The 20,292-nt window shown below is 46.1% G+C and carries 22 protein-coding genes, 1 tRNA gene, 1 pseudogene and 1 other annotated feature; of the genes and pseudogenes, 9 read left to right on the top strand and 15 right to left on the bottom strand.

The genetic code is table 11. The annotated features are described in order from the left end of the window. Window positions 1-54: 54 nt before the first annotated feature. Together NSQ68_RS09405 and NSQ68_RS09400 are read right to left on the bottom strand one after the other, a co-directional pair. Window positions 55-766: pseudogene (locus NSQ68_RS09405) on the bottom strand (DUF1361 domain-containing protein). Between the two features lie 94 nt (window positions 767-860). Continuing rightward, on the bottom strand, window positions 861-1,469 hold the full coding sequence (locus tag NSQ68_RS09400) for a DUF1349 domain-containing protein (protein ID WP_342428677.1): 609 nt from the start codon (window positions 1,467-1,469) through the stop codon (window positions 861-863). A 189-nt stretch (window positions 1,470-1,658) separates the two neighbouring features. Then, window positions 1,659-1,897, top strand: a binding site (T-box leader). Between the two features lie 43 nt (window positions 1,898-1,940). On the opposite strand from NSQ68_RS09400, the gene NSQ68_RS09395 reads away from it, so the two are divergent. Continuing rightward, complete coding sequence (locus NSQ68_RS09395; RefSeq protein WP_342428676.1) at window positions 1,941-3,125, top strand: aminotransferase class I/II-fold pyridoxal phosphate-dependent enzyme; 1,185 nt, start codon at window positions 1,941-1,943, stop codon at window positions 3,123-3,125. 176 nt (window positions 3,126-3,301) lie between these two features. Here the strand turns inward: NSQ68_RS09395 and NSQ68_RS09390 are convergent, their stop codons facing one another. From NSQ68_RS09390 to NSQ68_RS09375, 4 genes are read right to left on the bottom strand one after another with little or no spacing between them, the layout of a single operon-like run. Further along, on the bottom strand, window positions 3,302-3,862 hold the full coding sequence (locus NSQ68_RS09390; RefSeq protein WP_342428675.1) for a GrpB family protein: 561 nt from the start codon (window positions 3,860-3,862) through the stop codon (window positions 3,302-3,304). 35 nt (window positions 3,863-3,897) lie between these two features. Continuing rightward, window positions 3,898-4,473, bottom strand: coding sequence for an O-acetyl-ADP-ribose deacetylase (locus NSQ68_RS09385; protein ID WP_342428674.1), 576 nt, complete (start codon window positions 4,471-4,473; stop codon window positions 3,898-3,900). A gap of 32 nt (window positions 4,474-4,505) precedes the next feature. Further along, window positions 4,506-4,898, bottom strand: a complete 393-nt coding sequence (locus NSQ68_RS09380) for a hypothetical protein (RefSeq protein ID WP_342428673.1) — start codon at window positions 4,896-4,898, stop codon at window positions 4,506-4,508. Window positions 4,899-4,919: 21 nt separating this feature from the next. After that, window positions 4,920-5,507: a TetR/AcrR family transcriptional regulator gene (locus NSQ68_RS09375; RefSeq protein ID WP_342428672.1), complete on the bottom strand. Its 588-nt coding sequence runs from the start codon at window positions 5,505-5,507 to the stop codon at window positions 4,920-4,922. Between the two features lie 195 nt (window positions 5,508-5,702). Between NSQ68_RS09375 and NSQ68_RS09370 the strand changes: the two genes are divergently transcribed. Beyond that, entirely contained in the window at window positions 5,703-6,938 is a 1,236-nt protein-coding gene (locus NSQ68_RS09370; RefSeq protein WP_250244577.1) for an MFS transporter, read from the top strand. An 85-nt stretch (window positions 6,939-7,023) separates the two neighbouring features. Here the strand turns inward: NSQ68_RS09370 and NSQ68_RS09365 are convergent, their stop codons facing one another. The 3 genes from NSQ68_RS09365 to fabF all read right to left on the bottom strand — a co-directional run bounded on the left by NSQ68_RS09365 (window position 7,024) and on the right by fabF (window position 10,348). Further along, on the bottom strand, window positions 7,024-7,764 hold the full coding sequence (locus NSQ68_RS09365) for a zinc ribbon domain-containing protein (RefSeq protein WP_342428671.1): 741 nt from the start codon (window positions 7,762-7,764) through the stop codon (window positions 7,024-7,026). A gap of 94 nt (window positions 7,765-7,858) precedes the next feature. Continuing rightward, window positions 7,859-8,815 carry a YafY family protein gene (locus tag NSQ68_RS09360; RefSeq protein WP_342429097.1) on the bottom strand — a complete coding sequence of 319 codons (957 nt, stop codon included), beginning with the start codon at window positions 8,813-8,815 and terminating at the stop codon, window positions 7,859-7,861. Between the two features lie 294 nt (window positions 8,816-9,109). Continuing rightward, window positions 9,110-10,348: a beta-ketoacyl-ACP synthase II gene (fabF, locus tag NSQ68_RS09355; protein WP_342428670.1), complete on the bottom strand. Its 1,239-nt coding sequence runs from the start codon at window positions 10,346-10,348 to the stop codon at window positions 9,110-9,112. A gap of 163 nt (window positions 10,349-10,511) precedes the next feature. On the opposite strand from fabF, the gene NSQ68_RS09350 reads away from it, so the two are divergent. The 5 genes from NSQ68_RS09350 (at window position 10,512) to NSQ68_RS09330 (ending at window position 15,579) form a co-directional block, all read left to right on the top strand. Further along, window positions 10,512-11,363, top strand: a complete 852-nt coding sequence (locus NSQ68_RS09350) for a helix-turn-helix transcriptional regulator (protein ID WP_342428669.1) — start codon at window positions 10,512-10,514, stop codon at window positions 11,361-11,363. Window positions 11,364-11,499: 136 nt separating this feature from the next. Beyond that, window positions 11,500-13,314 (top strand): SNF2-related protein, encoded by a 1,815-nt coding sequence (locus NSQ68_RS09345; RefSeq protein WP_342428668.1) that lies wholly within the window; start codon window positions 11,500-11,502, stop codon window positions 13,312-13,314. 1 nt (window position 13,315) lies between these two features. Beyond that, complete coding sequence (locus tag NSQ68_RS09340; protein WP_342428667.1) at window positions 13,316-14,266, top strand: YqhG family protein; 951 nt, start codon at window positions 13,316-13,318, stop codon at window positions 14,264-14,266. 58 nt (window positions 14,267-14,324) lie between these two features. Next, the gene (locus tag NSQ68_RS09335; protein WP_307349584.1) at window positions 14,325-14,555 is read left to right on the top strand and encodes a hypothetical protein; all 231 of its coding nucleotides are present in this window, start codon (window positions 14,325-14,327) and stop codon (window positions 14,553-14,555) included. Then, window positions 14,527-15,579, top strand: a complete 1,053-nt coding sequence (locus NSQ68_RS09330; RefSeq protein WP_342428666.1) for a hypothetical protein — start codon at window positions 14,527-14,529, stop codon at window positions 15,577-15,579. The genes NSQ68_RS09335 and NSQ68_RS09330 overlap by 29 nt, the downstream gene beginning before the upstream one ends. Before the next feature lie 99 nt (window positions 15,580-15,678). Here the strand turns inward: NSQ68_RS09330 and NSQ68_RS09325 are convergent, their stop codons facing one another. Next, entirely contained in the window at window positions 15,679-15,870 is a 192-nt protein-coding gene (locus NSQ68_RS09325) for a YqzE family protein (RefSeq protein WP_029516735.1), read from the bottom strand. A 208-nt stretch (window positions 15,871-16,078) separates the two neighbouring features. Here NSQ68_RS09325 and NSQ68_RS09320 point away from each other — a divergent pair, with 208 nt between their 5' ends. Further along, on the top strand, window positions 16,079-16,840 hold the full coding sequence (locus NSQ68_RS09320; protein ID WP_342428665.1) for an N-acetylmuramoyl-L-alanine amidase: 762 nt from the start codon (window positions 16,079-16,081) through the stop codon (window positions 16,838-16,840). On the opposite strand, the gene NSQ68_RS09315 is transcribed toward NSQ68_RS09320, so the two are convergent. The 3 genes from NSQ68_RS09315 to NSQ68_RS09305 form a co-directional block, all read right to left on the bottom strand. Then, window positions 16,815-17,750 (bottom strand): divergent polysaccharide deacetylase family protein, encoded by a 936-nt coding sequence (locus NSQ68_RS09315; protein ID WP_342428664.1) that lies wholly within the window; start codon window positions 17,748-17,750, stop codon window positions 16,815-16,817. The genes NSQ68_RS09320 and NSQ68_RS09315 overlap by 26 nt on opposite strands. Before the next feature lie 123 nt (window positions 17,751-17,873). Further along, window positions 17,874-18,386: a peptide-methionine (S)-S-oxide reductase MsrA gene (gene msrA / locus NSQ68_RS09310; protein ID WP_307349575.1), complete on the bottom strand. Its 513-nt coding sequence runs from the start codon at window positions 18,384-18,386 to the stop codon at window positions 17,874-17,876. Window positions 18,387-18,563: 177 nt separating this feature from the next. Further along, window positions 18,564-18,648 (bottom strand) — tRNA-Leu (locus NSQ68_RS09305). 222 nt (window positions 18,649-18,870) lie between these two features. On the opposite strand from NSQ68_RS09305, the gene NSQ68_RS09300 reads away from it, so the two are divergent. After that, window positions 18,871-19,407, top strand: a complete 537-nt coding sequence (locus NSQ68_RS09300; RefSeq protein WP_342428663.1) for a hypothetical protein — start codon at window positions 18,871-18,873, stop codon at window positions 19,405-19,407. A 142-nt stretch (window positions 19,408-19,549) separates the two neighbouring features. Here NSQ68_RS09300 and NSQ68_RS09295 read toward each other — a convergent pair whose 3' ends face one another. Both NSQ68_RS09295 and NSQ68_RS09290 read right to left on the bottom strand, forming a co-directional pair. Next, the gene (locus NSQ68_RS09295) at window positions 19,550-19,879 is read right to left on the bottom strand and encodes a carboxymuconolactone decarboxylase family protein (protein WP_013309744.1); all 330 of its coding nucleotides are present in this window, start codon (window positions 19,877-19,879) and stop codon (window positions 19,550-19,552) included. A 117-nt stretch (window positions 19,880-19,996) separates the two neighbouring features. Then, a complete protein-coding gene (locus NSQ68_RS09290) occupies window positions 19,997-20,218 on the bottom strand; it encodes a hypothetical protein (RefSeq protein WP_029516731.1) in 222 nt (73 codons plus the stop codon). Between the last annotated feature and the right edge of the window lie 74 nt (window positions 20,219-20,292).

Genomic DNA, 20,292 nt, shown 5'->3' with positions numbered 1-20,292 from the left:
CGCCACATGTAAAAATAGGCCGAAGCCTGTATTCATTGAATACATGTCCTCGGCCTAAACATCCTGATCCTCACTTAAAGAGATATAGATCAATAAATAAAAAATGACTGCTATCCCAAACACCAGCCAGCAAAAAGACAGCAAAATGAAGCCTTGGTCCAGCATATACTCCCCATCTCCAAATATCCGTAAGGAGCACCAGTGGCTGCAACAACACATCCCAGCTATTCCAGCGAGCAAATCTGCCTATATATACGCCTATGCTGTCCAGCCACAACAACACAAAAACTACAGCCCATGCGAGCCCACTTGAACAAATCCTCCTCAGCATATGATGGATCACCAATATACAAAGGGATGTAAGAAAAAGGCCAAGCCCTGCTGCTGAAAAAGACGTAAATAAGATTAACCAAAATTGTGTGTTCAACCAAAAACGTGAATCAGGATTTACATCGTAAAAACGAAACGCATGGAGTAACTCAGTCACCAAATAGAGAGCATTCGGTAGAAAAAACAACCATACAATTGAAGAAAAAAATAAAAGAATACTTTTCACTTTTGTGCTTCGCAGTCTGGATAAAGCCATCATTCCCAGAGTGATAAAGACCGGAACCCAGGCCAAGAATATATCCCAGTACAGAAATTGATACATCCTCGTTCCGCTTGTGGACTGTAAATACATTATGAGCACGAAACAGCCCAACGAAGCTACAAGCAGCACTCCCAACAAACTGGGCAGCTTGTAACCCTTCCTTCTTAACATCAAGTTTCCATCTACCTCCTGCCTAAGTATGCGTATATACGTCTTTTCTAATCCTAATCTTATAGCGTTTTCATATTAAGTGAGGGTCTTTATCTGTTTACTCCACGTTTCGTATGTCCTCGGATACATGGTTTGTTATCGTCAAGGCATCAAAGGTAACAGCACAGCCCTCCCCCACCGGGGATTGAGCAACAACTCCGACTTTTAGCTGGTTAGGAATATTCATACCAAAATATCTCGCCAGCTTCCAATGCTGACCGTCTGATGAATAATGAAATGCAAAACAATTTCCAGCTCGTGCCACTCGTAAATACGGATTGGACACATCCATCGCCCCAGAGATACAATCATCGGATGTATCCCGAGTGACCACACTAAGAATAGATGGAGTGCTTTCGAAATATTCAAAACACAGCTTAGCCCAGCGGGTATCATCCGCCATTATCATCAAACATCCTGAATCATAAGGCTGCTTCATATCAACACGAACCCTCGTCCATATTGTAAAATCACCTTGAAGCGTTGTATGCAAAAAGGGTGCAGACGATTTAGTCGCTGCGCCGGACGGGTCCCTAAAGAAATCTGCCTGTGAAGGTGCAAAAATTTGCAAAGACTTGGAATCATCAAATTTCCATTCTGCCGGCTCATTGATCCAGCTCCAATCCGCCGGCAAAACTTTACCGCTAAAGCGTTCAAATACGTTCATATGGATACCATTCCTCTCTGGCAATATAGTCATATAACACATTGAAATCTGGGGCACAATCCCCTTGATACCACTATATACGTTATTTTCCAGTCGTCAATAATGATGATATGTCTTTAAAGTTTATAAAAAAAAGACTTGCCATCCTGAAATGTTGTGCTTATAATTACACCTAACTTGATACGGTAACAAATTTCAATGACGAGAACGAGTAAGCTATACAGCGGATTTGCAGAGAGTTGGGGCAGGTGAAAGCCAACATTCCGTGGGTAGCCGAACGCCATCTCTGAGAAGCGGGCTGAACCTGAAGTAAGCTCTGCCGCCTTTCCAGCGTTAACCGGAACACGTATTGATGGATACGTGAACAGAGTGTCATTTCCTATGGAATGAAACTAGGGTGGTAACACGGGTATAAACTCGTCCCTTTTACAGGGGCGGGTTTTTTTGTTTTTTAAAAAGGAGGAAATCATCATGGCAAATGTATCGACAGTAGTATCTATAACCGATTTTTTGACTCCAGCTGTACGGGAAATGCCGCCTTCAGGCATCCGTAAGTTTTTCGAATATAGTACAGGCAGAAAAGATATTGTATCGCTTGGTGTCGGTGAACCCGACTTTGTAACCCCTCAACATGTCAGAAAGGCCTGTATCACAGCACTGGAAAATGGCAAAACATCATACACACCGAATGCCGGTCTTCCCGAGCTTCGTGAGGAGATTGCCGGGTATCTGGAGAGTAGCTTCAGCACATCCTACAACCCGACAGATGAAATCATGGTTACCATTGGCAGCAGTGAAGCCCTAGATTTGGCACTACGCGCCCTCATCTCAACACACGATGAAATACTCATTCCGGCTCCATGTTATATTTCGTATTCGCCCATCACGTTTCTAAACGGAGGACATACCGTAACGGTTGAAACCTCTGCGGATCAGCAGTTCAAGCTGACAGCTGAGGCACTTCAAGCCAAGCTGACTCCACGATCCAAAGTGCTTATTCTCTGTTATCCGAATAATCCAACGGGTGGGGTGATGACCTATGAGGATTGGCTACCGATTGCCCGCCTGGTTGAGGAGCATAATCTTGTCGTCATATCAGACGAAATTTATGCTGAACTGACCTATGGACAGAAGCATGTAAGCTTCGCTGCTCTGCCGGGCATGAAAGAGCGCACCCTGCTCATCAGCGGCTTTTCCAAAGCATTTGCGATGACAGGCTGGAGGGTCGGCTATGTGTGTGGCCCCAGAGAGTTGATTTCAGCTATGCTGAAGATTCATCAATATACTGCTATGTGCGCTCCTATTATCGGGCAAATTGCCGCTATTGAATCCCTGCGTAACGGGCTGGAGGAAAAAGATCGTATGATGGAATCCTACAATCTGCGTAGAAAATGGTTCGTTGAAGGCCTATGTCAGACAGGACTGCCATGTCACGAACCAAACGGTGCCTTCTATGCTTTTCCCTCCATTATGCACACAGGGTTAAACTCAGAGCAGTTTGCCAAGCGGTTGCTGGAAGAAGAAGGGGTCATTACTGTACCCGGTTCCGCATTTGGCCCAGGCGGCGAGGGCTTTATCCGCTGCTCGTATGCGTCATCGCGAGAACAGCTGGAAATGGCTTTGGAACGCATTAGCGCATTCTTGAAGCGCCTGTAAATACGATTTTCCTATCATGAAATGAACATGAGTACTGGATGAACCCTACTGTAACAGCTTCTGAATAAGCTTTTTCTGGTGTGCTGGCAAGCCTTCCGGCCATTCCCCTACACGGCAATAACAAATGTCGGAGATTTCATCGCTTGGTCGGAAAGTACCCGGAATGTCCGGTCGTCCTAGTCTTTAGGATGTCCGGTATTCAGAACGTTTTGCACAAAATCAGTCTTGGCCTCCGTGTACGCTTCACGATCATGCTGATTTTCCATCGCCAGCCGCCTTTTTAATACATCATATTGCTGAATCAGCTCAGGCTGTTCACGAAGTCGGTTCCGAAACAATAGCTGCCGATCCCAATGCTCATCAGATTTTAGTATGAGATGCAGATGTCCCTTTCTTTGATCCTGTTCTACTTTAACCAAAAATCTTCTCCAATCCCGACCGTCCAATTCAGGCGGAACATAGTTCCAGCCTGCTGGTTGTAAAGCAGACACGATCTGTTCCAGTTGATCCCAAGATTCTAATTTTGCCATTATGTCAATAATGGGCTTAGCGGAAAGATTGGGAATTGCCGTGCTTCCTATATGTTCGATTTCCGTCAGCTTAAACGGCAGTAATAACTCCCGCAACTGGTGAATGATCTTTAAGCCCTGCTCTGACCAGGCAGGATCAGGATTCACTATTTTTACAGGCTCCGTAGCCCACACCGGCCAATGTTCCTGGTTTTGCTCCTCATGCATTCATTATCCCCCCTAATTTCCACTCATGTATTCTCTCATTCAACTGTATCTTTTTGAATATCCTTAACACCATCTTGTAACTTGCGGCTGTATAACTGAGCATTTTCCGCATCAAAACAAACAAAAATAATCTCATTCAAACCGGCATGTTCACGTACAAAACGTGTCACTTCCTGTATAGCAATATCCGCCGCCTTTTCTTTCGGGAAACGGTAGATGCCTGTGCTGATATTCGGAAAGGCAATACTTCGTGCATTCAGTTTTAAAGCTAATTGGAGTGTACTATGGTAGCATTTCGCCAATAGCTCCTCTTCCTGATGGTCGCCACCATTCCACACAGGGCCGACAGTATGAATAACATATTGGGCATCCAGCTTGCCAGCTGTTGTATAGACCGCGCCTCCTACGGGACATCCACCCTGCTTGTTTCTGATACTTACACAATCTTCTAAGATAACCGGACCGCCAGCCCTATGAATTGCGCCATCTACGCCGCCGCCACCCAGCAAGCTTGTATTTGCTGCATTGACAATAATATCCGCCTTACAACGGGTAATATCCCCTTGCATCACACGTATTTTCACGTTTAATAGTTCAATTTGGGTATCCATTGATCCTCTTCCTCTTCTAAAAATCAACTCGTTTATATAGTCATCTTATAGTCTCCACAGGCGATTTCTACTATATCATCATAGGTTTTCAGCATAAAATGCTTTAGATTTTTCCCCCGTGCACTTGCTATTGTAGCCAATAACGGCGTATCTGTGAGCTCATCAAAGCTGCTGCCCTGCGTATATTCCTGTTCAGACAGATGCAAAGCGACGTCCAATTCAATCATGTTGAAGTAGTGGACTTCTGTGAATATCAGTTCATAGGGCACAAAACCATCTGCTACTTCCGCTGCCAGCCCCCCATTAATCTCTCCCTTCAAAACTAGTTCCTTCTTCGAATAATTCATATGCACATGGTCCAAATAGATCGCATCTCGTCCATACAATGCTCCAATCGGGGTTTGAACGGCCTTTATCTGTGGCATCCCCGCTACCTCCCTGTATCTCTATTTCCCATCCAGTAATATAAGTAAAGTTGTAACCGACTGATCCACAAAAGAGCGCGCTGGACGTGATTTCATCATCACGGTAATCCCGATTAACAAAGAGACCATCGTATGGGCCAGAGCTCGTGCGTCCATGCTAGCCTCCAACTCTCCTGATCGTATACCACGCTCAAGAGTTTCCTGAAAGACGGCTGAAAGATACATCTGATGTTCTCTGGTTAAAATTTCAAATTTCTCATCATGAGGGGCTAATTCTACCATCGTATTGATACAAAAGCATCCCCTATTAGGCCCATCCTCGTATTCTTCTGCCACGATTCCTCCAAAAAAATTATAAAATGCTTCTTTTACAGAAGAATTGCTTTGTAGTCTAGAGCGTACATAAGCAGCGTGGGATTGCGTATATTTGCGCAGCGCGGCTTCGAATAATTGCTTCTTGTCTCCAAAAGCAGCGTAAATGCTAGGACGCTGAATTCCCATTTTGAAGGTTAAATCGCTTAAAGATGTAGCCTCGAATCCTTTTTCCCAAAAAATTCGCATCGCTGCATCCAACGCTTGATCTTCATCAAATTCCCGTGGTCGAACCATAAGCAGCTCCTTCTTTTCGTATCGTTCAGTATATTAAGATTGTATGATTACGAAAAGGAACTGTCAAATATGTACCGGATAAACTCTTGACATAACATATATACACGAGTTATATTGACCTAAATTCATTACATACCAATCGGTATATTATACTCAACGGTATGTAAATTACAGAAAGCGACGTGGTATGTGAAAATGAAGACGTCAGAAGAAAAAGCGGTACTCCTCCCTCATCAAACGGTAGCAAATGCTGCCGAAACAGCCCCCATTCCCTCCTTGTCCCGATCTGTGGCACTCTTGTTTGCCATAGCCTGCGGGCTAGCTGTCGCTAACATTTACTATGCACAGCCATTGCTGGATGCGCTGGCAAACGAATTTGGCATTACGCACTCATCGGTAGGCATGGTCATTACTATCACGCAAATTTGTTATGCGTTGGGATTATTGCTGCTCGTCCCGCTTGGCGATCTTTTGAATCGACGGCGACTGATTACAGGGCAAATGCTGCTATCCGTGCTGGCACTAATCGTGGTTAGCTTTGCTCCTACCCGTACAATACTGCTTATGGGAATGGCAATGGTTGGTCTGCTGGCTGTAGTCACTCAAACACTCGTGGCTTTCGCTTCTACCTTGGCTAATCCGACTGAACGTGGGCGTATCGTAGGTCTGGTGACCAGTGGAGTCGTTATCGGCATTCTGCTGGCACGAACCGTGGCCGGTGTATTAACTGACCTGGCAGGCTGGCGTTCAGTTTACCTTGTTTCTGCTATACTTACGTTGTTTATGGCTGGAGCTCTGTTGCGGGTGTTGCCAAAGAACGAACCCACAAGTGCGACACTTTCCTATCCGCAGCTGCTCCGATCGGTTATCGTACTATTTTTGCAAGAACGAATTCTGCGCATTCGTGCTGTCCTTGCATTGCTCATTTTTACGGCGTTCAGCATATTGTGGACTTCGCTTGTGTTACCTCTCAGTGCACCCCCACTGTCTCTTTCACATACTGCTATCGGGGCCTTTGGTCTGGCTGGAGTGGCCGGAGCTTTAGCAGCAGCACGAGCAGGGCGTCTTGCCGATCAGGGCTTGGGACAACGGACGACGGGTATTGCGCTAGTTTTATTGCTGCTGTCCTGGTTACCTATCCGCTACACCGAGCATTCTCTATTCGCTTTAGCTCTGGGCGTCATTCTTTTGGACTTGGCGGTACAGGCTGTACATGTCACCAACCAAAGCTTGATTTTCAATGTTCGCCCTGAGGCACGGAGCCGACTTACTGCAGGCTACATGATATTTTATTCCATTGGTAGCGCCACCGGGGCCATTGCTTCAACTCATATGTACATCTATGCCGGATGGAACGGGGTGTGTCTATTAGGAGCTGGTGTCAGTGCTCTGGCTCTCATCTTTTGGGCTTTAACTCGACGTTCAACTTGATGGGGAGACTGCTATTGATTGAATCAGAAAAAACCGCCGGGTCCACGACAATGACCGGCGGTTCTCTTCTGTCATGACAAAATCATCACTTGATTGCAATATAAATCAAAACAGGTTCATCAGGACTGCCATACACTTCAAAATCACCTGTGTATGTCCGCTCCCCTTGTCCCGTGGCAGCCCACTGCCAGATCGTCTGCCATACACGGAAGACAGAAGAGGGTTCCTGAGTTGCCTGAAAAATGGCGTAGCGTGCAGCCGGAATGACAAGTTCCTGAAGGTCATCAGGAGTCTGGAAATCCTTATCCGCTTCCTTTCCGATAAAAAACGTATACTCGCCCAAAGCTCCATTTTCATAGTCAGTATAGCAACCATAGACAGAAGCATGTCCTGCTTTTTCTTTTATCCGACCAGGCACGTCCTCACTCCAAAAACGTTCCCACATGTTTGGAATGATCCCGTGAGATGTTTGTTCCTTCTGATTATTTGTACGTGCTTTCAACCCAATTAAATGGATTTCACCTCGGTACTCCTCCCGAATGGGTCCATCAAGTTGAAGCTCTGTATCCTCTGGGGACCGCCATCGTTTTAAATACGGTAGGTAATTGCGCAGCATCGAAGTCGCTTCTTCTTCCTGCATCCCTTCCTCTACTAGGATAGGCACACACTGCTGAATCATTCCCTCCATAGTCAATTCAGGCTGTACAAATTCGCCTTCCTTGTAACAATACTTGCAATACTCATCCGTTTTATGATGTTGTGCATCCGTTCCATATTGGTCCTCATGCTCTAGCGGCATCCCGCAACTTTGACAAGCTTTATCCATCCTCGTAAATCCCCTTTCGCTAACTGATATCAGGTATGCCACCAGTATAACGAAACAAACCTGACAACTATGGGTCAGGTTTGTTTTACTTAATCTAAGATGATTCCCGAACTTCTTCATAATTAGATGCAATACGCAGCGCCATCTTATGAATCTTGTCCCGCAAATGGGCTGGTTCTTTGACAACCACATCCGGTCCCAAGCTTAAAATAAATCCGTACGCCCATGCATCCTCGGGAAACGGGACCGAAACCGTATAGATCCCTTCCTCCTGCTCGGTCAATGCTTCTACACCAAACCAGTCCTCCGCCAAATGCCTTGAGTTACGGTTAAATTGCAGCGTAAATGGTTGTACAGCTCTGGATACCTCCATCCGCTCCTCATTCCAGGGCAGCACTTCATAAGAAAGATCCCTGCGAGCAAAAACGGTCTCTGTAACCACAGGGTCACTCATGCGCGAAAGTTTGAATAGACGAAACTGCTCCCTATCGGGACAATATGCATATACAAACCATTGTTGTCCTTTCAGAACGAGCGTATGCGGTTCAACATTCCGTTCTGTTATGGCTCCTCCCGCATTTCGATAGGTAAAAGCGATAGTACGCGCTTGGCTCATTGCTTCTTTTACCTTTATCAATTTACCTTCCTGCGCAGCCTGATTCCCCCATCCCGAATGATCAACGATAAACTGTGTGGTATTGACACTAAATTGCTCTTTCCCGGACTCCGGTATAATACTTTCAAATTTATGAAGTAACCGCGACACATTTGGGCCGCCCAACGACGAGGACAAACTCTGCAGCCCCATTACAATGTCCTTGACATCATGATCCGTCAGCATACTGCGATCCAGGCGGTATCCTTCCATCAGGCCAATTCCCCCATTGGCTCCCTGATAAGTCACCACCGGAATTCCTGCCATACTAATCGCTTCAATATCTCTATAGATCGTTCGGATCGAAACCTCATATAAATCAGCCAGTTCCTTCGCTTGTACTCTATTTTTCTTTAGCAGCAAAATGACGATAGAAAGCAATCGGTCAATTTTCATTTTTTTCAAAACCTTTCACTCTTAGTAAAAATAAGCCATGAGCTCCTCATCATATTCCTTCATCTTACTCTATCTCTTATCTTGGGATTTAGCAAAAATCCAATGAGCGACTTTCAATGAACAAGATATAGATCGAAATGGTTTAGTTCGTCTATATCTTGCACTTTGGAGCGACTAGTATCGGATTTTGCAAAATCCGGATCTAAAATGAATCTGTTATTCTTCGATTAAAATAACCTCAGGTACTCTATCCGGTTGGATAGAATGCCTGAGGTTTCAATAACTCCTTACAAATTATGACTCGTAGCGCTTCAGCACAATGACCGCATTATGACCACCGAAGCCGAAAGAATTAGATAACCCAATATTTAGTGGAACCTTGCGCGCTTCGTGAGGCACATAATCCAGATCGCAAGCAGGGTCCGGGTTGTCCAGGTTTATCGTTGGCGGGATGATGCCTTCTCGCAGGGTTTGTACCAGTGCAATCGCTTCGACGCCACCCGCAGCTCCCAGCATATGACCCAGCATGGACTTATTAGCGGTAACCGGGATTTGATAGGCATAGTCTCCAAATAACTTGCGGATCGCTAGCGTCTCCCCTACATCCCCTGGCAGCGTACTCGTTGCGTGGGCACTGAGCACGTCCACTTCTTCCGGGGAGATGCGGGCTGAATGAAGGGCCGCTTTCATTGCTAGATAAGCTCCGGTTCCTTCGGGATGCGGTGCAACCATGTGATAAGCATCCGAACTGGCTCCATAACCGATGACCTCACCATAGATTTCCGCACCACGGCGGATAGCGTGTTCCAATGACTCCAGTACCAGAATACCTGCACCTTCGCTCATGACAAAACCATCCCGATCCTGATCAAACGGCCGGCTTGCTATGGAAGGCTCCTCGTTACGTGTGGACAAGGCAGTCGCATTAGCGAAGCTCGCCAAGGCCAGTCTAGTCACCGCCGCTTCAGCTCCACCGGCAAAAATGACATCCGCATCTCCTGTACGAATCGTCCGAAACGCCTCTCCAATTGCTGTATTCCCAATAGAGCAAGCCGTCACGGGGGAAAGCGTAGGTCCCATCGCTCCAAACGCGATACTAATTTGAGCAGCAGCCATATTTGAGATCATCATGGGTACCAGCGTCGGGCTAACTCTGCCCGGTCCACGCTGTAGCAGTACATCTACATTGTCCACCAACGTATCCAAACCGCCGACTCCCGATCCCACATAGACACCTACACGCTCCAAATCGGTGTCATCCAGTTCCAGACCGGAATCCTTAAGCGCTTGTTCTGCCGCATATAATGCAAACTGAGTAAACCGATCCATTCGTCTAGCATCTTTACGTCCCCATTGCTTTTCTGCATCAAAATCCTGTACCAGTCCAGCAATTTGTGCTTTCAAATCGGACACATCGAATGTATCAATTTTACGTATACCTGAATTGCCTTCCAGCAAATTCTTCCACAACGTGTCCACTTCATTTCCCAGTGGGGAAACGACACCCATACCTGTTATCACTACTCTTTGCATAAGCTATTCATTCCTCCTGCTCAGTGACTTACTTATAATCCTCATTTTACCCTTGTCTTATCCTATTACAAGTGTTTGTTTATCCTGGTATAATGAACACTACTATAGTAAACGCCTTATTTGCTCACTTCGGATATACCCATTGAATGGAGAGAAAATACCTATGAAAACGGAAGCACGTCTGGAAGCACGTCTGGAAGCACTATCTGTTTTTCTAAAAACAAAAAGGGCCCGCCTACACCCACATATGGTCGGTCTCCCCCAAGGATCACGTCGCAGAACACCAGGCTTGCGCAGAGAAGAAGTCGCTCAGCTGGCAGGTGTCAGTACGACTTGGTATACCTGGCTGGAGCAAGGACGAGATATTAAGGTGTCCGCCTCTGTGTTGGATGCTATTGCTGCCGCATTGCAGTTGAACACAGATGAGCGCAAATATTTGTATGATTTGGCGATCGAGGCCGGGTCTCACAGCCTTCCTGCCCCTGCAGAGCAAGCCGTCATTTCTCCCTCTCTGCAAAAGATCGTACAAGAGCTGCACTACTGCCCTGCTATTATTTCAGATCGGCGCTGTCATATTGTCGGCTGGAACGCCGCTGCTGCTCATGTTTTTATGGATTTTGCCGAGCTACCACATGAGCAACGCAATATGATTGAACTGCTATTTACCAAAAAGGAGTTTAAAAGTCTAGCCGTGAATTGGGAACACTTTGTAAAGGGGTTCCTTGCTATTTTCCGCGCTTATTACGGGCAATACGTGACAGACCCCTGGTATGCACAATTTATACAAAATATGAGCCAGGCCTTCCCAGAGTTTAACGAGCTTTGGAATCAGAGTGAAGTAAGCTCCGCACCGGAGGTGCTCATTGAATTTCGTCATGCCAAGGCTGGCAAAATGCTATTTGACCTGACTTCTCTTCAGGTACAAGGCAGCGTTGATCTCCGTTGCAGCATCTACACCCCCAATGCGCAAGCCTCAACGGAAAGTAAACTCCAAAAGTTAATGGAAGGCAGCTAAAGGATTTCATCCCTCCTGTTATGAAGATATCATTTTCCGTCCATACTACATCTACGATCTGTGCAAAAATAGATGCCACATATGTGACAGAACCAAGAGCTTCAACTGTGCTACTACCAGGAGGGAGGGAATCATCATGAAAGCCAAATCGACAAGTTCCCCGCACATACACAATCAAGCGCCACTGCCTGTTCCGGTGCAATTTGATCGAAGCTGGCAGGATGAGCTGGACCAACGCCTACGCAAAGGCGGCCCTTGGGGAGATTGGAATCTGTATCAGCTGGCCATTGAGGCAGAAAAAGTCAAACTGGTGCCGAACTTCGATGAGCTTCAATGCCTACAGCATTTGCAAGACCTCACTCCACTACCCCATCAGCTGGATACCGCTCGGAAGGTACTGTTTCAAATGTCCGGACGTGCCATTCTTGCCGATGAAGTCGGCCTGGGCAAAACGATCGAAGCTGGAATGATCCTAAAGGAATATCTGGTTCGCGGACTGGCTTCCAAAGTGCTTATTCTTGTACCCGCATCCCTGGTCCTACAATGGGTGCGTGAGCTGAACAGCAAATTCGGTATTCCCGCTGTCGCCCAGAAAAAAGCGTATTCTTGGTCTTCCGAGGTCGTCGTGGCCTCTATGGATACCGCCAAGCGAGAGCCCCATAGTAACATCCTGCTAGATACCGATTATGACCTGCTCATTATAGACGAGGCTCATAAGCTGAAAAATAAAAAGACATCCAACTACCAGTTCATTATGAAGCTGCGTAAAAAATATTGTTTGCTCCTGACAGCGACACCTGTACAAAACGATCTGTCTGAGCTGTTTAACCTGATTACACTGCTCAAGCCCGGTCAATTGGGAAGACATGGCGATTTTTCAGCCAACTTTGTTGTAGATAAACGTCTGCCCAAAAATGAAGATCAGCTCAAGGATGAGCTGTCTAAAGTCATGATCCGCAATCGTCGCGGAGAAGGCCCAGTTCAATTCACCAAACGAAATGTTTCCAACATTCACTTGGAACTTTCGCCGGAAGAGCAAGCGCTGTACGATGGGGTAACTTCTTTTGTCAAAGAGCAATACCAGGCGAATGGCGGAAATTTAAGTAGCATGCTGTCTCTCGTTACCCTTCAACGGGAAGTGTGCAGCAGCCGGGACGCTGTGTTCGTGACGCTGGTCAATTTGTCTAAAAAAATGGCTCCAGACTCTCCCCTACGCGATCGTGTCTGGGATTTGGTTGCACACATTAAAGCGATTAAGGCCAATTCCAAAGCAGAAAAGGCGCTCGAGCTTATCCGTCAGATGAACGAAAAGGTGATCATTTTTACAGAATACCGAGCCACACAGGAGTATTTGCTGAACTATTTCCGTGACCGTGGCCTATCTGCTGTTCCTTACCGAGGCGGTATGAACCGTGGACGCAAGGATTGGATGATGGATCTGTTCCGTGGGCGCATTCAGGTCATGATTGCCACCGAAGCGGGTGGTGAAGGCATTAACCTTCAATTTTGTCACCATATGATTAACTTCGATTTACCGTGGAACCCCATGCGCGTGGAGCAGCGAATCGGACGGGTGCATCGACTTGGACAGACGCATGATGTTAATATTTTCAACTTGTCCACAACCGGAACGATTGAGGAGCATATCCTACATCTGCTGCATGAAAAAATAAATATGTTTGAGATGGTCATTGGCGGATTGGACGTTATTCTGGAGAAGTTTGAGAAGAAAGAATCCATTGAAAAAAGTTTGTATAAAATCATGCTTGAATCCAGTAGCGATGATGAAATTCGCAAAAAAATGCAAAAGCTGGGCCACTCGTTGGATTCCATCAAACAGGAAATGGAACAACTGCGCACAGACCAGCCAAACACCGAGGATTTATTAGGTTTCGCAGGCAATACGGTTCCTCCGGGCAAAGCTCGACGCAGTGTGAAGGGAGGTCGCTAGTTTGACCATGAATGCACAGCAAGTCCAGCGTTTTGTCCACACCTATCTGGAAGCTACGGGATGCAGTGTCATTGAGAAGTCGCAACACCATGTAACCGTCATGCTTTCTCCAGAAGCGGATAAAGCCTTAACAAACCGCCCCTACTATTGGGGATACGTGGAGCGTACTGGCGTTCCAGCGCAGACGATGTCCTTCACCTTCATCTTTGATGCGGAAGCCTATCGCACAGAACAGGAACGTTTAGCGGATCATACACCCCCAACTCCAGCATCAGGCAACGCAGCACAAGATCAGGTCATGGGGCGTTACTTCGGTCATGTACCGACGTTACCACAATTGGGACCTGGACGTATTTTGCAGGAGGAGCTTCGATATGGAAGCCGTCGGCTGCATCAAATTTTTGAAGCCGCACGGGATGGAGGAAAATATGTTTATTTGTTTGAGCAGCCTGATGCTCGTCAGCTGTCTGCCCGCTCTCCCGTAGTCTATGAAGCTTGGCTCAGCATCTGCTATAAAATTGAATTCGCTTGCGATTTGAAGCGTGAGGAACTTCATTGGCTAGGTATTTCGCTCAAAAGCGGCACCATTGTAACCGATTTTGGTGCCATGCTCGAAACCCGGCAGCTCAGCCCGCTGCTGGCTGGCAATATGCATGTACAGCCTACCAAGCTATCTGTTCCTGAAGCTTCCACCTCGCTTGAAAGCTACCTCACTGAACAACTCCGTGAGCAAGATTATGGTTGGGCTGAGCAGGCGAAGGAACGATTGCGCGAGGAATTGGAGGTCATTGACCACTACTACGAAGATCTAATCAAGGAGCAGAAAGAGGAAGAGGAAAAAAAAGAAGCCATTTCCGAGCAGCATCAAGCCCGACGTAAAGAAATGGTATGGCAATATGAGCCAAAGGTACTCGTATCCGCCATTAACTGCGGGATATTTCATCTGCGGTAACCGATATCTCTCGCTCCTTCGCAGGAGAGTTGCAGAGATATCGTCAGCTTGTAACATCTTGCTTCAGCCTACATCAGTTTCCGCTGCTGTAACCACAAGTTTGGTTAAACATGTCTCCTATGTATCGACAGCAAAAAGCGAACCTGGATATGACATTTACGCCGACAAGGTGCAGCAGTCTTTTTATGGGACAGGCTGTATGCTGGATAAAAAAGAAATGCCTCCGTCGGGCAATCAAGCCGACAGAAAGGTGGATACCATTGAAGAAGAGTCATTCCGGGCACTATAGCATAGGTATGATCGCAGCAGTTCTGATCGGCCTGTCCGCAGTCTGTCCGTTCGCTTCCATTCATGCGGCTCCCTCAGTCGCACAAAGCAACAATTTAAACTCGGTGTCTCTCTACAACGAAAGCTCGTGGGTTCCTCCATTGAACTCCACGAGTCCGATTACCTCTTCCCCGGGTGACGTTTCTGCAAGTTTTCCTACTGAGGAGCAAGGCGTGCCCGCAGACGTAAAACAGGCTGCGAACAACACAGTACAATCCCTATCGTCGCAGCCCCCTTTTGCCTCGTGGAAAGATGCTGAGCTTAGCTATCATCCGCTCGGACCTGGAACCCATAGTTGGCTTGTTCAAGTAAACCGTGCGGGAGAATATATCGGCTATCTGATTATCGGATCAGACTCAAAAGGCTTATATCAACTCAACGAATACGGGAATGGCCCGAGTGGGCCTTATAGTATGGATGTACTTCGTCAATCCCTGGTGTCGCTCACAGATACTGATCTTTCATCTATCGACAAGCTGCAAATCACACCTATGTATGAGGAACCGCTACTAGCCTACTGGCTGGTGCGTTCCTCTACAGGCAGCCAAATATGTATTGATGCTGTGACTGGCGATCCGTTACCTGTAGAAGTGGCAGATGGGAGTTGGAAACATAAGCTTCAGAACAACGCATTCTCTTCATCTGTTCCCTTTTTGAAAACACAGGCGCAGGCGGTTACGGTCTCGTCTGCTCCTTTCGATCCCTATGACGACCTGGGTTGGCTTCAACCCAAGCAAAAACTTTCTGTCCGTAACACAGGCCAATTTAAGGATACACTGAGTATTTCACCGCGTATTATATTTTCTGCCACAGGTATCAATTTTGCCTTTGGGGGTCCCTTATCCATTAGTGGGTATCAGTCCTGGATATCCCCAGATCATCCGTCCCAATCCAATTTATATGCGTTAACCTACCATCATGGACTTTCCCGATTTGTACCATTAAAAAAGTTATTGTCAGCTGGCGAATTTTATCGTTTGGACTAGTTATAAAGAAACATGATAATGATTCGGAATGATCCCTACAACATAAAAAGAGACCTCAAAATGGCATACCCTATGCCTCTTGTGGTCTCTTTGGCGAGCTTAATGTCGCTCCCTTCGCCCTCTGCGTGTGGATTTCATCCACATTTTCAGAGCGAGAGGCAACATGCCAAACCATTTGCTCCCCCACGGCTCTCTGGCTTGTTTTTGACTGCGCCGAACATCACGCGGCGTTTCCATATAGCGAACAATCCGCTGCGTAATATACGTCACCAGTTCGTCACTCTTCGCCATCCTCCATAACCTCCTTCAATCTGCGCCCATCCTTTCCATTTACGTTGCTTGGAAATATCGGATTTACACGTTAGGTGCAGATAAAACTAGCTTGCTCATTTTCCAAAAGGTCTAACCCCTGAGGGAATAACTATGCATGGTTTCCCTTAAATGGAACATACTATCTTCAATCAGTAAATGATCAATTCGTCCACTGGAGGAATAGAACGTGCGGAATAAAAAGTTAAACAAGATAGGGCTGACAAGGCTGGGATTGAGTCTATGTATCCTTTGCAGTGTTGTATTTGCCCCATTTACCTATATAGCTGCCCAGCCCGACGATAAAAGTAACGAACCGAACAAGTATACAGATGTTCCGCCCAGCGTACATTCGTCCTATCACGCCTTTGCCAAGCCCGTTGTCCTGATTGATGTAGGCCATGGTGGTGTGGATGGTGGAGCAAGTCACAAAGGAATTTTGGAAAAAGACATCAATCTCGCCATTGCTCAAAAGCTGTACTTGATTTTACGATCCCAGGGATATTCTGCCGTTCTGAATCGGGACAAGGACTACGCACTGAGTGACGACAACCGTTGGCTACAGTCCAAATCCCGGCATCTTAAAGACCTTGCTCAACGTAAAAGCTTAACAGAACAACTGCCCACCGCTTTGGTTGTAAGCCTGCATGTCAATTGGACCAAACGTGCCGAAAAACGGGGACCCATTGTGCTGTATCAGGATGAAGGCAGCAGCTATCTGTTAGCTGAACGGATTCAGCATTCATTAAACCGCTTATTTTGCATGAATAGAAAAACAGTGTACGGAAAACCCTTTTATCTTTTGAATAAGATCCAGCACCCTGCTGTCATTGTGGAAACCGGATTTATAAGTAACGAACAGGACAGAGCTATGCTTTCCGAGGATCGTGGTCAAAAAAGCATTGCAGGAGCTATTGCCGAAGGCATTATTGCGCATCTGACGGCATGGTAGTGTTGATGGCTGGATCTCTCGTCCATCCCCATACAACACGTACCAAATCGCTAATGCCCACAAATTTGGCGTGCTCCCTTAGCTTGGGAACCGACGAATGAAGAGCGGAGGATGTGTACATACCAGACACGCCGACGTGCCCAATCGTTACGCAGATGTTGTGCTCATCCAGCCATTCAACCACCTTTGTAAGTTGCCGATTCACATGGGCGAGGGTATGGACATCATCCAGAAAAACATCATTTCGTACTGGTGGCATTCCCTTTTTAGCGGCAAGCTCAGGCACCACTGACCAATAATTAGTACGGCTATCGACAAAAAATAGTCCATGCTCCTTACAAACATCAAGAACAATGGACATAATGCGCTTATCCGAAGTGACCTTGGAACCCATGTGATTGTTCATCCCTATTGCATAAGGAACATCCTTAATGGCTGCTGTCACCTTCGCACGTACTTCTTCATCCGTCATATTAGCCTTAATTGCTCCGGGTCCGAGCCATTCGGGCTTTCCCTGTTTTGGCTCCATTGGAAGATGGACGATGACGTCATGACCACGCTTATGCGCTTCCATAGCGTCCTGCTTGGTTGTAGGCAGGAAGGGCATCACAGCAACGGTAATCTTAACGGGTAAATTTAAAATTTGCTCAGTCCCTTTCATATTGTTTCCCAGATCGTCAATAATGACAGCAACCATCCTTTGCGACTCGTCCTGTTTGTCTATTGCTTCTGCAACACCAGTACTACAGACCATGAATAACATGCATACCGAAATACAGAGTACTACGGTTCTTCGCATTTTGGAGCTTGAATGGAATACAGGTACATAAGCTGGCTCTTTCCGGCCGCGCGATGCCTTTAAAGCCTTTTTTATTATATTTCTCATGTGCAGCTTCCGTCGTGTACTCATTGCGGGTCAGCCACCTTCTCTGTCCCTTCATTGTGTGAGTAACCTCGTCTAAATATGTATAAGGCAGACCAGGAATACTCCCTGATCTGCCTTATCGTGCGTAGAAACGTATGTTAAAGCCGCTTACCAGTTCTTATCCATAAATTCATCACGGCCTGATTGAGCCCGATCTTCCTTATAGTGCTTCACGTTTTTCTTGTGGTAATCCTGATGATAATCCTCTGCCGGATAAAAAATAGAAGCTGGAAGGATCTCCGTTACAATTGGCTTATCAAAGCGTCCACTTTGTGCCAACTGCTCCTTGGACTGTTGTGCAAGCTCACGTTGCTGCTCTGTATGATAGAAAATTGCGGGTTTATACTGTGTACCCCGGTCCTGAAATTGACCTTCCCCGTCGGTAGGATCTGTTTGGGGCCAATATAATTCGAGCAGCTTTTCATAAGGAAACAGCTCAGGCTCAAAAGTAATCTGCACCACCTCGTAGTGACCTGTAGTTCCTGTTTTAACCTGCTCATAGGTCGGATCGGGAATCGTTCCTCCAGTGTATCCTGACACAATGCCATGAATCCCCGGCTGCTCTTCAAACGGAGTTACCATACACCAGAAGCATCCACCTGCAAAAGTTGCTTTCTCCATCTTACATCCAACCTTTCAATAACTTCATCATAAAATTTTCTATCATATCTGGAAATCCATAGTTTGCGTGAAGACAAGAAACGTGTTCAGCTTAAACTATGAGCAAATCCTCAGAAATATAAGAAAAAGGTCTCTAAAACTGCTACGAGAGCAATTCTATAGACCTTTTCTAATGGATGCGGTCGAGAGGACTCGAACCTCCACGGGGGGTTAGCCCACACGGACCTGAACCGTGCGCGTCTGCCAATTCCGCCACGACCGCATATAAATTGTCGTTTATCCTCGAAAGATCAATCCTTCTTAGCGACAAGATAGATCATACCATGCTCATATCAAGATGTCAAACCTTTTATGTTTGTTAATTTCCCCTTGATAAAAAAGGAATAATAAACTAAAATAAGAACATAAGTTCTTGGGAATGAATGTTCCTTTTCTTCAATCGTTTATGAATTATCATCACATTTTCCTAAGGCGGTGAATGGTAATGACCTCTTTAGATACTACTCAGCATGAATGGTCTCTTGTGAAAAGTTATCTGCTCCTTACCTTTATTCAAAAAGTATTTGAGCGGGACAGCCTAATTCTTGAAGAAAGCGGTATGCTGAAAACCCCTGATCTTTATGTCGAAATGGTTAACGCAGGTGTAGATCGTACCGGAATCCTACTGTCTGAAGTAAAACATGAATTTAATAAATATCACATTCATGTTCTGGACATACAACAAAACCACTCCGGCGTTCACGCCACCTATATAAGTAAAGGCAATAAAGAGCAGTTCAGTATGGCAATGCCAGCATTCCGCAAAGAAATGTATGAGCGGATGCGAGCATATCTGGGGCTCTCAACCTCTATGCCCCATACAGCTGCCCTTCCTTTACTAGAGAAACATCGCCCCGAATTACCAAACAATTCAACTTCCAAACCTCTACGCATCGTTGAACGAAGTTTGGTTACATCCTCTTTGGCCTATAAGCGTAATACGTCTCGCCCTGCTGCTGTTGCCGCAAGCAGAAGAGCCTAATCCTCGCACAACAAACACGTAAAAGAAAAAAGCTTCCGCAGACACCAACTGTGCTCGGAAGCTCCTTTCCATATCCATCATATATCCAAATCGATCTATATTCGCTTTCACGAAGTATAAGCATATCTATTGATGATTTGCTTTATTGCAACGCCTTCTGTACACGCGTAACCCCTTGACTTAGAGCATGTCCTCCACCTACCGCTGCGGCTACAGCAATGGTCTCCATAATTTCCTGATCACTAGCTCCTTTGGACCGCGCCTCGTCTACGTGATAAAACGTGCATACTTCATTGTTGGCAAATAAGCCAATGCCTAGTGCAATCAGTTGCTTGGTTTTCTCATCTAAGCTGCCGGCTTGAAAGCATTCTCCGGTAAAGCGATGATATGCATGAACTACCTCGGGTAACTGATCTTCCAAATGGCTGATTTGATCCTTGTATGCATGTACTTTTTCGTCCATAACCGTCATTGACACAGCACGTCCTCTCTGTTGGATTTTCCTTCATTACTGTGTCCGATTTAGAGTTTCTGTATGCCTAATGAATCACTCAGTTATTTTTATCCAACATCCTTTTGGAACCCATACCTAATCCAGATCTATGGGATTGTGACGCGGCTCGCTGAAAGGCTGATATGTATAGCTGCGATCCAATTTGACCACACGTCGATTCTGGCGGCGAATAAGCACCTGTTCATCATCCCATGCCAGTACAATGCCAACAACATCGTTGGTCTCCAATCCATCGCGTACGACACGCACCTTTTCACCGGAGAGTCGATAAGCATCCAATTCTTCGTCCATAATCATCCTTGTCCCTCCTTATACACTTTTTTAATAACACAGCGACCATGATTCTATGCATGAAAAAAGTTTAAAAAGAG

This window comes from Paenibacillus sp. FSL L8-0158 (genome assembly GCF_038592965.1).
Classification (GTDB): domain Bacteria; phylum Bacillota; class Bacilli; order Paenibacillales; family Paenibacillaceae; genus Paenibacillus; species Paenibacillus polymyxa_D.
This window is presented reverse-complemented; position numbering and strand designations above follow the sequence as displayed.

Coding starts and splice junctions, on each gene's coding strand:
- NSQ68_RS09385 (WP_342428674.1), bottom strand. CDS start 4,473: ATGGATACCCAAATTGAACTATTAAACGTGAAAATACGTGTGATGCAA.
- NSQ68_RS09395 (WP_342428676.1), top strand. CDS start 1,941: ATGGCAAATGTATCGACAGTAGTATCTATAACCGATTTTTTGACTCCA.
- NSQ68_RS09300 (WP_342428663.1), top strand. CDS start 18,871: ATGACCTCTTTAGATACTACTCAGCATGAATGGTCTCTTGTGAAAAGT.
- NSQ68_RS09370 (WP_250244577.1), top strand. CDS start 5,703: ATGAAGACGTCAGAAGAAAAAGCGGTACTCCTCCCTCATCAAACGGTA.
- NSQ68_RS09295 (WP_013309744.1), bottom strand. CDS start 19,879: ATGACGGTTATGGACGAAAAAGTACATGCATACAAGGATCAAATCAGC.
- NSQ68_RS09360 (WP_342429097.1), bottom strand. CDS start 8,815: ATGAAAATTGACCGATTGCTTTCTATCGTCATTTTGCTGCTAAAGAAA.
- fabF (WP_342428670.1), bottom strand. CDS start 10,348: ATGCAAAGAGTAGTGATAACAGGTATGGGTGTCGTTTCCCCACTGGGA.
- NSQ68_RS09290 (WP_029516731.1), bottom strand. CDS start 20,218: ATGATTATGGACGAAGAATTGGATGCTTATCGACTCTCCGGTGAAAAG.
- msrA (WP_307349575.1), bottom strand. CDS start 18,386: ATGGAGAAAGCAACTTTTGCAGGTGGATGCTTCTGGTGTATGGTAACT.
- NSQ68_RS09380 (WP_342428673.1), bottom strand. CDS start 4,898: ATGCCACAGATAAAGGCCGTTCAAACCCCGATTGGAGCATTGTATGGA.
- NSQ68_RS09390 (WP_342428675.1), bottom strand. CDS start 3,862: ATGCATGAGGAGCAAAACCAGGAACATTGGCCGGTGTGGGCTACGGAG.
- NSQ68_RS09350 (WP_342428669.1), top strand. CDS start 10,512: ATGAAAACGGAAGCACGTCTGGAAGCACGTCTGGAAGCACTATCTGTT.
- NSQ68_RS09325 (WP_029516735.1), bottom strand. CDS start 15,870: ATGGCGAAGAGTGACGAACTGGTGACGTATATTACGCAGCGGATTGTT.
- NSQ68_RS09365 (WP_342428671.1), bottom strand. CDS start 7,764: ATGGATAAAGCTTGTCAAAGTTGCGGGATGCCGCTAGAGCATGAGGAC.
- NSQ68_RS09315 (WP_342428664.1), bottom strand. CDS start 17,750: ATGAGTACACGACGGAAGCTGCACATGAGAAATATAATAAAAAAGGCT.
- NSQ68_RS09400 (WP_342428677.1), bottom strand. CDS start 1,469: ATGAACGTATTTGAACGCTTTAGCGGTAAAGTTTTGCCGGCGGATTGG.
- NSQ68_RS09345 (WP_342428668.1), top strand. CDS start 11,500: ATGAAAGCCAAATCGACAAGTTCCCCGCACATACACAATCAAGCGCCA.
- NSQ68_RS09375 (WP_342428672.1), bottom strand. CDS start 5,507: ATGGTTCGACCACGGGAATTTGATGAAGATCAAGCGTTGGATGCAGCG.